At 73.1% G+C, this 12,063-nt stretch carries 9 protein-coding genes; 3 read left to right on the top strand and 6 right to left on the bottom strand.

The window, feature by feature from the left end:
- Positions 1-152 precede the first annotated feature (152 nt).
- The gene (locus tag BLS95_RS30185; protein ID WP_090938806.1) at positions 153-1,460 is read right to left on the bottom strand and encodes an MFS transporter; all 1,308 of its coding nucleotides are present in this window, start codon (positions 1,458-1,460) and stop codon (positions 153-155) included.
- A gap of 952 nt (positions 1,461-2,412) precedes the next feature.
- On the opposite strand from BLS95_RS30185, the gene BLS95_RS30180 reads away from it, so the two are divergent.
- Positions 2,413-2,832, top strand: coding sequence for a VOC family protein (locus BLS95_RS30180; RefSeq protein WP_090938804.1), 420 nt, complete (start codon positions 2,413-2,415; stop codon positions 2,830-2,832).
- Here BLS95_RS30180 and BLS95_RS30175 read toward each other — a convergent pair.
- Genes BLS95_RS30175 through BLS95_RS30160 form a run of 4 tightly spaced genes read right to left on the bottom strand, consistent with a single transcriptional unit; the run spans position 2,829 to position 9,172 of the window.
- Entirely contained in the window at positions 2,829-3,770 is a 942-nt protein-coding gene (locus BLS95_RS30175; RefSeq protein ID WP_090938801.1) for a hypothetical protein, read from the bottom strand. The two genes, BLS95_RS30180 and BLS95_RS30175, sit on opposite strands and share 4 nt — an antisense overlap.
- Positions 3,767-6,250, bottom strand: coding sequence for an AAA family ATPase (locus tag BLS95_RS30170; RefSeq protein WP_090938799.1), 2,484 nt, complete (start codon positions 6,248-6,250; stop codon positions 3,767-3,769). The genes BLS95_RS30175 and BLS95_RS30170 overlap by 4 nt, the downstream gene beginning before the upstream one ends.
- A complete protein-coding gene (locus BLS95_RS30165; RefSeq protein ID WP_090938796.1) occupies positions 6,250-7,395 on the bottom strand; it encodes an exonuclease SbcCD subunit D in 1,146 nt (381 codons plus the stop codon). Before BLS95_RS30165 ends, BLS95_RS30170 begins: the two co-directional genes overlap by 1 nt.
- Positions 7,396-7,408: 13 nt before the next feature.
- Positions 7,409-9,172: an ATP-binding protein gene (locus BLS95_RS30160; RefSeq protein WP_090938793.1), complete on the bottom strand. Its 1,764-nt coding sequence runs from the start codon at positions 9,170-9,172 to the stop codon at positions 7,409-7,411.
- A 187-nt stretch (positions 9,173-9,359) separates the two neighbouring features.
- Here BLS95_RS30160 and BLS95_RS30155 point away from each other — a divergent pair, with 187 nt between their 5' ends.
- On the top strand, positions 9,360-10,148 hold the full coding sequence (locus BLS95_RS30155) for a hypothetical protein (RefSeq protein WP_143043917.1): 789 nt from the start codon (positions 9,360-9,362) through the stop codon (positions 10,146-10,148).
- A 23-nt stretch (positions 10,149-10,171) separates the two neighbouring features.
- On the opposite strand, the gene BLS95_RS30150 is transcribed toward BLS95_RS30155, so the two are convergent.
- A complete protein-coding gene (locus BLS95_RS30150; RefSeq protein ID WP_245765371.1) occupies positions 10,172-11,317 on the bottom strand; it encodes a serine hydrolase domain-containing protein in 1,146 nt (381 codons plus the stop codon).
- Between the two features lie 183 nt (positions 11,318-11,500).
- Here BLS95_RS30150 and BLS95_RS30145 point away from each other — a divergent pair, with 183 nt between their 5' ends.
- Positions 11,501-12,004 carry a protein-tyrosine phosphatase family protein gene (locus BLS95_RS30145; RefSeq protein WP_090938787.1) on the top strand — a complete coding sequence of 168 codons (504 nt, stop codon included), beginning with the start codon at positions 11,501-11,503 and terminating at the stop codon, positions 12,002-12,004.
- The last annotated feature ends 59 nt before the right edge of the window (positions 12,005-12,063 follow it).

Genomic DNA, 12,063 nt, shown 5'->3' with positions numbered 1-12,063 from the left:
GTACCTGGTGAACTCCCAGGGATCGGACGCCCCTGCCCAACGGCCACCATCGGCACCTGGAACCCCTGAGCACCACAGAACGACCACCCCGCGCCCCTCCGCCATGCACCGGCGGTGCCGAATCCCTCCCTGCGATCGGTCCCGGGTCCCGGTCAGCGGGCGGGCCGGTCTCCGAGTGGGCGAGGCGGGACCTCGTTCGCCGTGCCGGTCGTATGGGGGCTGGCGGGGTCCGCGGGCTGGTGTCCTGCCGGGGTGGAGCCGACCCGCCACACCGCGGGCACCAGCAGGGTGGCAAGCGTGATGAACCCGGCCGTGACAGCGACGACGACGAGCACAGGGCCCGCGCCGAACGCGTTCGCCGCCGGTCCCGCGAGCGCCATGCCAAGTGGTGCGGCCACGAGCGCGCCGAGCATGGTGACCGAGGTCGCCCTGGCGACAAAGCGCTCGGGGAGGTGCTGCTGGATGGCGGTGGTCTGCAGCACGTTGTAGACCACCAGTTGCAGACCCGCCCCGACGCCGGCGAGCGCCAGTTGCCAGACGGCGGCGGGTAACGCCAGCAGCGCCGGAAGCGGGGCTGACAGAAGGCACATCAGGACGGCCGCGACCATGGGGCGGGCGGGCCGCCAGCGAGCGCTGAGCAAACCGCCGGCGAGGCCGCCGACGGCGTACGCGATGCCGATCGCCGACCAGGCCGGGGCCCCGCCGAGGTGCCGGTCCGCGACGTACGGGCCCAGGACCAGGATCGGAGAGATCACGACCGCGTTCAGGAGCGCCACATGGAGGATCCAGACCGACAACCAGGGACGTCTGGCCACCTCCCCGAGTCCACCACGGATGCTCGCCAGCAGCCCGCCGGTCGATCGCACGCGTTCGGTGGCGAGGGCTCGGGGGAGCCCGTGCAGGAAGATCGCGCTCACCAGGAACGTCAGCGCGTCGATCAGGATCGCCCATCCCGGCCCGACCAGCGCCACCAGCGCCCCGGCCGCGCCCAGGGCCAGCATCGAAGCGGTGCTGCGGGAGATCGAGATCAAGGAGTTGGCGGCCTGCAGGCGTTCCCTTCCGGCCAGGGTGGTGATCAGCCCCACGGCGGCCGGGTTGAAGAAGGCCGAGCCCGCGCCCGCGACCAGTTGCAGGACCACCAGCAGCCAGATCTGCGCGGTGCCCGTGAGCAGCAGTGTCGCCGTGACGCCGTGCGCCGCGAATCTGACCAGGTCGGCCAGCAGCATGACGGCGCGCCGCGAGAAACGATCCCCGATCGCGCCGCCCAGCAGGGTCAGCAGGATGACGGGCAACCGGGTGCTCAACACCACGATCCCCAGGTCCACCGGCGATCCGGTGAGGTGCAGGACGGCGAAGGCGAGGGCAAGGGGCGTCATCGAGTCCCCGAACGCGGAGACCGTGTGTCCGAGGTAGTAGCGGCGAAAGTCACGAACACCCAACGGCGACAGAACCGACCTCATCGTCCACCCGCGTGGGGCAGCGGCTGCGGTTGAGCCTGGGGGCGAGTAGCGCGGTTCCGGGGTTGAGGGCGGATGGCGCGGCTCCGGGCGTGGGGCGGCTGCGGTTGAGCCTGGCGGCGAGTGACGCGGCTCCGGGGTTGGGGGCGAGTGGCGCGGTTCCGGGGTTGGGGGCGGATGGGGCGGTTCGGGGTCTGGGACGGGTGCGGTTGGGCCTGGGGGCCGGTTCCGAGGCTGGAGGTGGGGGTGAGCGGGGGCTCGGGGTCGGCGTGTCGGCCGGCAGCACGGAACCGCCCCACCGGCCTCTCAACAGCTCTCAACGGCCCCAAGCGCCCCAAGCGCCCCAAGGGCCCGCCAATGCTGGCAACGGGCCCGCCGTGGGACCGGCCCGCACCACGCCCGACATGCCTCCCGCCGGACCGATCCGCTCGGTATCCCGGGCTCGGGGCGTCGGACGGTGGTGGCTCGTCGATGGGCGAGCGGTCGGGGCCTGGCACAGTGCACCTCTCTTCGGGAACTTCACGGTCGTTGGCGGGCTAGCACCGTCCGCGTTGCGCCGGACCCCACCGCACACCTGCTCGCCGACGCGGCGCGCCAAGGGGGAGGCCCTGTCGGGCGGGGCAATCCGCACAGGGCTCCACCCGCCGCCTCACAAGTCGCGGTGCACACTTGGCACACCCCACACCTTGCCGCGTAGAGCGACGCACCGGAAAGATCCATGGGTTACCTTGCCAGCCGCCACCGACAATCCTGGGACCGGTCGGCGCGGGGGGGATCCGGGTGACGTGTTTCGCCGAGCGGCGCCGGCTCCCACCAGCGACGCCTCTCAAGGGGCCTGAACCGCTCGACCCCACAGCGCGCGTGCCGCCTGGGGGGGAGGGATTCCGTGGAACGCCCGCAGGGTAGCTACCGTTCGTTCTTGGTAAATGTCGCTTAAGATCCGGAAAGGCAGACAATGACCGACATCCCCCGGTTCCACCTGGCCGTGCCCGTGGACGACCTGGAGGCGGCCCGTCGCTTCTACGGCGAACTCATGGGCTGTGCGCAGGGTCGCAGCTCCGACAAGTGGATCGACTGGAACCTGCACGGCCACCAGTTCGTCACCCACCTGGCCCCCGGCCGCTCCGAACGAGTGCACAACCCGGTTGACGGCCACGACGTGCCGGTGCCGCATTTCGGACTTATCCTGACAATTCCGGAATTTCATAAGCTGGCGGATCGGTTCCGCGACGCCGGCATCCAGTTCGTCATCGAGCCGTACCTGCGCTTCGAGGGCCTGCCCGGTGAGCAGTGGACGATGTTCCTGCTGGACCCGGCGGGCAACGCGATGGAGTTCAAGGCGTTCGCGGACGACGCGCAGGTGTTCGCCGTCTAGCGGCTGGCGTTGCGCAACGACCGGTAGAGCAGCCGGGCATCCCCCAGGTGGTGGCGCAGCAGCTTTTCCAGGCCGCCGATCGGGACCAGGTTCTGAGGTGCGCGCGGGTCCTTGTAGTCCACCCCGGCCAGGGCGGGCAGGGCCAGCGTCACCGCGTCGGCCAGCCGCGCCACCTCCCCCGCGTCCAGGTCGGCGCTGGCCTCGCAGCGCGCGATGCCCGCCCAGGGGGCCGACGACTGCACCGGGAGGCGCAGGTACCAGGCGTGCCGGCGCCAGCTCGTACCCATGAGGAACACCGGCGTGCGCTGCCCCGGCCCGAGCGCCGCGACCACGGCGGACTGCGGCGAGGGCAGGTAGGCGGTGTGGTGGGTCTTGATGTAGCCGACCGTGCGCGGCAGATGCGTACGTCCCCGCAACGGCCCGTCCACCAGCAGCAGATCGTCGCTCGCCGACCGGTGCCGCACCGCCAGGTCCACCTCCGACTGGGTGACCTGGCGCTGCAAGGCCAGGGACAGCTCGTCGAAGGCGGAGCCCGCGGCCCGGCTCGGCCGGTAGACGGCGTGCGCGGTCTTCACCTCGGGCGTGAGCGGCGAGGCGGAGATCAGCGTCCGGTGTACGTCGATCGCGGCCAGCTCGGCCCCGTCCGGGCCGCAGCGGACGATCCCGGCCGCGTAGGAGGCGGCGATCCCGGGCAAGGGCATGGGCGCGTCGTCGTCGTGCACCCAGACCCGGGCGTCGATCCTGCGTACGCCGTCCGCGACCAGCAGCGTGCCGGGAGCGGCGGCACTGGGACCCGGCGTGACCGGCTTCCAGTCGGCGGCCGGCCGCTCGACGTCGAGAACCAGCTCGGCACTGGTCGCCCCCAGCTCGGAGAGGGCCTCGACGGCCAGGGCGGCGGCATAACCGGGGTCCCACGGATCGACGGTGAATCCTGTCACAGACCTGCCTTCCGTACGTGGGAGCCCTTGGCGTCACGCCTGACCTCGAAGCGTACCGGCACCCGTTCGGCCAGCGCCGGAACGTGGGTGACGACGCCGATCATGCGTTCCCGGCCGGAGGCGAGGCGTTCGAGGGTGGTGGCGACGGTGTCCAGCGTGGCCGGGTCCAGGGTGCCGAAGCCCTCGTCCAGGAAGATCGAGTCCAGGCCCCTGGCGACGGCGCCGGACAGCGCCAGGGCCAGGGCCAGCGCCGCCTGGAACGTCTCGCCGCCCGACAACGTTCGGGCGCTGCGTCGCATGCCGGCCTCGCCGTGGTCGATGACCTCGATGTCCCCGGTGCGGTCGGCGAGCGCGAGTTCGTACTGGCCGTCGGACAGCTCGCGCAGCGTGTCGGAGGCGCCGGCGACCAGGACCTCCAGGGCCTCGGCGCACAGCCAGCGCTCGAAGGCGTTGGCCCTCAGCCGCAGCGCCAGCTCGTGCGCGACCTTGGCCTCATGCTCCTTCTCGGCGACGACCCGCTCCAGCTCGGCGGCGCGTTTGCGGTCCTCCCTGAGGCGTTCGAGGGCGCCGTCGGCCCGGGCCACGGCCCCGGCGACCGCGGCGCCGAGCTGGTCGGGCGTGGCCTCGCGCGGCACGGTGACGCCGTGTTGGGCCAGGCGCTCGGCGAGGTTGCGGCGGTCGCCGGCGAGCCTGGCGGCGGCCTCGGCCACTTCGGCCTCGCGCGCGGCCAGCGCGGCGGCTGCGGCTCTGGCGGCCTGGTCCCGCCAGCCGAGCAGCTCGGTCCAGGCCCGGTGCAGGTCGCCGCGGTCGAGGGCGGGCGGGGGTACGTCGTGCGAGCCGAGCACGAGGAGGCGGTCGCGGGTCGACTCCAGGGTGCGCCAGGCGCTCTCGGCCTGGCGTTCGACCTGCTGGGCAGCGGCCCGAGCCTGGTCCAGCCGGCGGCGGGCGGCGCGCACGGCGGTACGCGCCTGGTTGGCCAGCTCGTCCGCCTTGGCGAACGCGGCCAGCGCCGCCTCGATCCTGGCCCGATCGCCCGGGGCGGGCAGCGCGGCCAGCTCGGACTCCAGCCGGGTCGCCTGCCCGGCCAGCATCGACGCCGACGTCTCCGCCTTGGCGTGCGCGGAGCGGGCGCGGGCGGCGCGGTCCCGGGCGGCGGCCAGGGCCCGGTCGGCGGCGCCGAGGTCGGCGAGCTCGCCATGCCCCCTGCGCGACGCGGCGGCCCTTCCGGCCGACAGCTCGGCGGACGACCCGGCCGACGGCTCCGTAGGCAGTTCGGTGACCGGCCGCAGGCACACCGGGCAGGGCTCGCCCACGGCCAGCCGGTGCGCCAGCCCCGCGGCGGCATGGGCGTCGCGCAGCCGCTCGCGCTCGTGCTCGGCGGCGGCCACCGCCTGCTCGGCCGCGACGAAGGCGGCCTTGGTGCCCTCCAGCGACGCGCCCGCCGTGGAGGCGGCGGCACGGGCCTTGCCGGCCTCGGCGGTCAGCCGCTCGCGGGCCTCCAGGGCGGACAGCGCGGACATCGGCTCGGCGCGATCGCCCAGCGCCGCCAGCGCCTCGTCCGCCGCACGGTCGTCGGCCTCCAGCGCGGCCACCTCGTCCGTGAGCGTCCCGATCGACTCCTCGGCGGCGCGCCGGGCGGTGGCCAGCGTCGGCACCGCGCTCGGCATGCGCAGCGACGACAGCGCGGACTGCCGCTCGGCCACGGAGGCCCGCTCCTGCTCGGCGCGCCGGATCTCGGCCTCGCGGGCACGCAGCAGATCCAGGTCGGTGTCCATGGTGCCGGCCAGCCGCCGCAGCGCCGCCAGCCGGTCGGCCGCCTCCCGCTCGGCCTCCTCCGACGCGCCCGACAGCCGGTCGAGCTGACCCCGGGCGAAGGCGGCGGCGCTCTTGGCGGCCTCCTCCTCGCCGGCCGCCCGCTGCCTGATCCGCTCGTACACGTCGGCGTCGAGGAGCTGCACCAGCAGGTCCTGCCGCTCGCGCGGCGCGGCGTGCAGGAACTCGGCGAAGCGGCCCTGCGGCAGCACCACGCACTGGGTGAAGAACTTGTACTCCAGCCCGGTCAGCCGCTGCACCTCGGGGGTGACGTGCTCGCCCTCGGCGAGGGATTTGAGCACCGCCTCGTACGCCTGGGCGAGCGGCGCCTCCGGGTCCAGCTCGTCGAGCCTTGCGGCCTTGGTCCGTACCGCGCCCTTGTTGTCGCGGGCCATCGACCGGACGACGCCGTAGCGCCGGCCGCCGCTCTCGAACACCAGCCCCACCTTGCCGGCGGCGGCCGAGGGGGCCAAGGCGTGGGAGATGACGTTCTCCTTGCCCCAGCGCGGCACCGTGCCGTACAGGGCGAAGCAGATGGCGTCGATGATCGTGCTCTTGCCCGCGCCGGTCGGCCCGACCAGGGCGAAGTATTCGGTGTCGGAGAAGTCCACGGCCGCCGGCTCGCGGAAGCTGCCGAAGTGGTCGAGGTTGAGCAGCAGGGGACGCATCAGCCGGTCACCTCGTCGTAGAGCCGGTCGAACAGCGAGGCCACCTGGTCGTCGTGGCGTCCGGTGGCGGTGAGGTATTCGCGGAACAACTCACGCGGACTGCGCTCGGCCGAGCCGCCCTTACGTACGGCCGGCACCGGCCTGAACCGCTCGTCCAGCAGCACGTCCACGGCGCCGGGCAGCAGGTCGCGCACCGTGTCCGCCAGGCCCACCCGGGGGCGTTCCTCGACGATCACCTTGAGCCAGTCGTCGCCAGCTTCGCGGATCTGAGCCTCCAGCTGCTCCAGCGTGCCGCGTACGGTGCGCAGCCGGCGGGCCGCGCCGAACGTCAGCTCCCGCACCACCGCCGGGCGGCCGGGCGAGACCTCGACCAGCAGCGCGCCGGGGGTGTTGCCCTCCTCCCCGAAGTCGACGGCGAGCGGCGAGCCGCTGTACCAGATCGGGCAGGGGCCGGGGATCTGCTGGCGGCGGTGCAGGTGGCCGAGGGCGGCGTACTGGGTGGAGGTGGGGAAGACGGTCGGCTCGAAGTAGTAGGAGAAGATGGACTGGGCCTCCCGCTCGCCGCCGCCGAACGCCCCGCCGGGCAGGGTGCCGTGGGTGGTGACCAGGTTGACGGTGTCGCCGTGGAACCCGGCGGTCAGCGCGCCCATCAGCTCGGCGACGCGGGTGGCGTAGTCGCGGTTGTGCTCGGCGGCGGTGCCGGTGAGCACCTCGGCGGCGCGGACGACGTACCGGTGGGACAGGAAGGGCAGCACGGCCAGGCGCACCGGCTCGCCGGTACGGGCGGTGAAGGCCAGCGTGCCGCCCGCGTCGGGGCGGCGGAAGGCGCCGAGCACGTGCAGGCCGAGCGCGCCGAGCACCGGCCGGTAGACCTCGAACAGCTGCGGGTTGTCGTGGTTGCCGGCCAGCACCACCACCTCCCGGCCGTCGCCGCGCAGCGCCATCAGCGCGCCCAGCACCAGCGACTGCGCCTCGGGCGTGGGTGCGGAGGTGTCGAACAGGTCGCCGGCCACGATGACGGCGTCCACGTCGTGGGTACGCGCGGCGGCGACCAGCTCGCGCAGCACGGCACGGTGCTCGTCGAGCCGGGGACGGCCCTTGAGCACCTTGCCCACGTGCCAGTCCGCGGTGTGCAGGATCTTCACGAAACCACCTGACTCAGAACGGCGGGATGTCGTCTTCGACGCCGGGCAACCCCTTGAACGGGTCTTCGGACGTCGCTGTCGCCGCCCGGGCCGCCGCCTCGGCGGGCCTCGTCGCCCAGGCCGGGAAGGGGAAGGCGACGGCCAGCGGGACCGGGATCTCCGGCTGTGCCACGAACATGGTGCCCGGCTTGGCGATCGTGGCGCGTTCCCGTACGGCAGGGGGCAGCCAGCCGTACTCGGAGCGGGCGGCCTCGGCCGGGTCGAGGCGGCCGGCGACGCGTACGGCGCTGTTGGAGACGATGCGGCGCTCCACCTCCGAGGCGGTCTGCTGGGCGCCGATGAGGATCACGCCGAGCGAGCGGCCCCGCTCGGCCACGTCCAGCAGGATCTCCTTGATCGGGGAGTCGCCCTCGCGCGGCGCGTACTTGTTCAGCTCGTCCAGCACCACGAACAGCAGCGGCCGGGCGGTGCCCGAGGACTCCTTGCGGTGGAACTCGCCGCGCAGCACCACACCCACCACGAACCGCTGCGCCCGCTCCGGCAGGTTGTGCAGGTCCACGATCGAGACCTGCGCGTCGGAGGTGCTGACGGAGTGGTTGCGGTAGAACGGCAGGTCGCCCCGGATGATCGGGGACAGCGCCCGCACGGCGCTGCGCAGCCTGCGCAGGAACGCGTTGACGGTGCCGAGCGGCGTCTGCGCCCCCGTCCACTCCTGGCGGCCGGCCTCGTCCTGCAACTCGTCGGACAGCAGCTCGACCAGGTCGGCGAACGTACGGCAGGCGGTGCCGCGCACCATGACCGCTCCGCCGTCGCCCACCGGTTCGGCCCACGCCTTCAGCCGGGCGGCGACCTGGCCCACGAGCAGTGAGTAGCCGGCCCGCTCGTCATCGGCGTCGGCGAAGACGAACCGCAGCAGCTCCTCCGCGCAGAACTCCACCAGCGTCCAGTAGAACGCGCTCACCCCCTGGGTCCGGGCGGCCACGTGCGGCACGCCGTTGGGGTCGCCGGGCCGGGGCGGCGCGAACACGTGCACGCTGCCGAACGCCCGCGCGGGCAGCCCGAGCCGGCCGTAGACGCCCCGGGCGCTCTCGTCCAGCCGCAGGTTGTCGTGGTCGAGGAACAGCAGGTCCTCGCCCTTGACGGAGAAGATCAGCGCCTTGGTGTTGGCCGACTCGTCGCGCAGCACCCCGGAGTTGAAGATCGAGTAGAGCAGGAACGTGGCGAACGACGTCTTGGTGGCCACCCCGGACACGCCGGAGATGGACACGTGCGCGCCGCGGGTGCCGTCCAGGAAGTCGAAGTTGACGTACAGCGGCTGCCCGTCGCGGCCCATCCCCAGCGGCACCCGCCGCTCCATCACGTCGAAGTAGAGCGCCTGGTCGCGATCCCCGCCCCTGGCCAGGTACACCGTGGCGCCCGGCAGCGGCGGCACGAACACCTCCGGCTCGACCCTGGTCACGCGCACCTCGGCCACCTCGACCACGGCCGCGGGCAGCGCGCCGTCGGCGATCAGGAACACGTCGGAGTCGTACGCGGCCCCCTCGTGCCTGGCCTCCACGGTCGACACCACGCCGGCCATCAGCACCGGCCCGTAGCCGGGCACCTCCCGCCTGGTCACCACCACGTCGTCGAGCTGCAGCACCTTGCCGGGCTCCAGCCCCACCCAGAACGACAACGGCGAGGCCGCCTGCGTCCCGAGCACCCGCCCGACCACCTCGCCCGACGCAGGCACCTCGGCCGTCGCCTCTAGGCTCGCCGCTGCCCCGTTGACCGTCACGAATCCCTCCGCCCCCATGAATGCCCGTCTATGGGAGCGTAGTAGGGCCCGGGGGATGCGTCCGGCTCATTACCGCTTCGACCCGCAGTGCCCGAACACATTTGTCGGAATGTGGGCGTGTCTGTCAACCCGGCGTGCTTATGCCCCGTCTCCTCTTGTGCACCATCCGTTGCAAGGGAGTTCCCTCGTGCGCGTCGATATGGCCATCGCAGCCGCCGCCCTGCTCTTCTCGCACGCCGCCGCCCCGGCCGTGCACGAGACGGCGGAGGTGGTGGCGTACACGTGCAAGACGATCGCCACGGGCGAGACCCAGGCCGTCCAGGTGGACATCCAGCTGACGGTACCCACGGACGCCCAGGTGAACGTGCAGATGACCATCGGCTGGCGGGGCTCCTACGTGGAGGGCCGCGAGCTGATGGCCCCCGACACCGGGCTGGAGGGCGAGGTCAACCTGTACGCCTACGTCGGCATCAGCGGCTTCGAACGGCTGACCTCCGCCACCGGCGTCGGCTCCGTCGGCACGATCGTCCCGGGAGAGCCCATCCCGCTCCCCGTGACGACGGTAGAGCTCAAGACCACCGCGAGCGTGGCGGACGAGGGGACGGTGCGCGTGGCCGCCATCAACTTCGGCTCCGACCCGCAGAATCCGGCGATCGAGTGCGAGGTCGCGAACACGGGCGCCCGGACGGAGTATCCCCTGCGGGTCCCCGGCAACGGCCAGGAGACCACCCCCAGCACCGACCCCACCTCCACGGAAACCACCGACCCGGACCCGACGACCACGGAGCCCACCACTGAGCCGACCTCCGACCCGACGTCCCCCACCACCACCGAGACCCCCGAGGGCGGGCCTGCGACCGGCGGCGGCGGCGAGGCCGGGCCCGACGGCCGGATCCTGGTGGCGGTGGGACTCCTGCTCGCTCTCGCCGCCGCCGCCGGCCTCTGGTTACGCCGCCCGGCCCCGTCCCGGCGCTGACCCGCACCCCGCCCGCGGCGGCCTCAGGGACAGAAGACCAACGTGGCGATGGCGAAGACCTGCTCCTGGGAGGGCTTCCGCGTGTACGGGTTGACGGACAGGGTCAGCTGGCGGCCGTCGTCGGCGCGGAAGGCGAAGGTCAGGTAGCCGATCAGCTCACCGCTGTGGCCCCAGACGCCCCGGCCGCAGGGCAGCGTGTACCGCTGCAGGCCCAGGCCGTAGTCGAAGCCGGCGTCGGTGGCGGTCACCGTGCGCATGGCGGCCAGTGCCGCCGGGCTGGTCAGCCTGCCGGTGAGCAGCGCCTGGAAGAAGCGTTCGAGGTCGCGGGTCGTCGAGATCATCTCGCCGGCGGCCCAGTCCAGGGAGGGGTTCATCCGGGTGGCGTCCACGGTACGTCCCTCCGGGAGCCGGTGGTAGCCATGGGCGTGCGGGCGGGGCAGTCCTGCGCGGTCGCCGGGCAGGCTCGTCTGGGTGAGGCGGAGCGGGCGCAGGATCCTGCGCTCGATCTCGGCCTCGTACGAGTGGCCGGTCAGCTTCTCGATCAGCAGGCCCGCGACGACGTAGTTGGTGTTGGAGTAGCTCCAGCCCGCCCCCGGCGGGAACGTCGGCGGCTTCGCGAAGGCCACCGAGAGCAGTCGCCCGGCGTCGTAGGAGCGGAACCTGGCGGCGCCGCGCCACCGGTTGGTGGAGTAGCCCGGTTCGCTCATGTAGTCGTGCAGGCCGCTGGTGTGGTTCAGCAGCCGGCGGACCGTGATGCGCGCGCCGTCCGGTACGGCACCGGGCAGATACCGTTCGACGGGGTCGTCGAGCCGGAGCCGGCCCTCGTCGCACAGTTGGAGCAGGACGGTGGCGACGAAGGTCTTGGTGACGCTACCGATCCGGAAATATCCGGCGGGGTTCGCCGGCCGGCCCGGTGCGAGCTCCGCCGTCCCCGCGACGGCCGTCCACTCCCGCCGGCCGTCGCGCACCCGGATCAGCGCGGCCGTCGAAGCCCGCTCCGCCACCAGACCCTTCAACATCTTCGTCACCGCCGCCCGGTCCACGCCGGACCGCCCTTCCGCCCCGGCGGCGCGAGAGGCGTGCGCCGCGACAGCCGAGGTCCCGGTGGCCAGGACAGTGGAGAGCGCCGCGACGACCGTGATCAGCCGTCTGCGCATCGTGTTCGTCATGCCGGAAAGCTATGGTCCCGCCATGATCACGAACCATGAGGCAGAGCACCGACTTACCGGGGCGAACCTCTCAGCTCCCCCCTGCGGAAATCCACAGCCATCGGCCTGTAGCGAACCTCATGGACCGCCGTCCCCCACGTTCGTAGGGTCGCTGGGACGAGCGGGCGAGACAGGGAGGTTCTGGTGAGCACCGATGGCAGGGCCGGGCAGCGCCCCGGCATACGTGGTCTCGATCTTCCGGGCGGGGGCACGGTGCTGGCCCGCGGGCTGCGCGGCGCCCCGGCGCCGGACCCGCCGGTGGAGTTCGGGCTCTATCTGCTCGGGCATCCCCTCGACCGGCCCACCCTCTACGGCCGCTACCTGGTCGGGTTGCGCCCCTGGACGCCGCCCTGGCCGTACGCGCGGGTCGACTGGCCCGACTTCTCCGCCCCGCGCCGTCCCGACGAGGCGATCGGGCAGCTGAGCGACCTCCTGGCACGCGTCGGGCGCGGTGAACGCGTCGAGGTCGCCTGCGCCGGCGGCCACGGCCGCACCGGCACCGCCCTGGCCGCCCTCGCCGTCCTGCGCGGGATGCCGCCGGAGGAGGCCGCCCGCTGGGTGCGGGAGGCATATGACCCCAAGGCGATCGAGTCACGGACACAACTCCGCTTCCTGGACCGAGTCGCCGCCAGCCGTCCTCCCGCCTGATCCCGGACGAGGGGCCGCCCTGCCGAGGTGAGCAGCGTGTCCGACCCACAGGGTGCAAC

This window comes from Nonomuraea jiangxiensis (assembly GCF_900099965.1).
Taxonomy (GTDB): domain Bacteria; phylum Actinomycetota; class Actinomycetes; order Streptosporangiales; family Streptosporangiaceae; genus Nonomuraea; species Nonomuraea jiangxiensis.
Note: the sequence above shows the minus strand (reverse complement) of the source record. Positions and strands in the feature narration are given on the sequence as shown.

Bases quoted from the DNA above. Each gene is read 5' to 3' on its own strand.
- BLS95_RS30185 (WP_090938806.1), bottom strand. From the start codon at position 1,460: ATGAGGTCGGTTCTGTCGCCGTTGGGTGTTCGTGACTTTCGCCGCTAC.
- BLS95_RS30180 (WP_090938804.1), top strand. From the start codon at position 2,413: ATGACCGACATCCCCCGGTTCCACCTGGCCGTGCCCGTGGACGACCTG.
- BLS95_RS30170 (WP_090938799.1), bottom strand. From the start codon at position 6,250: ATGCGTCCCCTGCTGCTCAACCTCGACCACTTCGGCAGCTTCCGCGAG.
- BLS95_RS30150 (WP_245765371.1), bottom strand. From the start codon at position 11,317: ATGACGAACACGATGCGCAGACGGCTGATCACGGTCGTCGCGGCGCTC.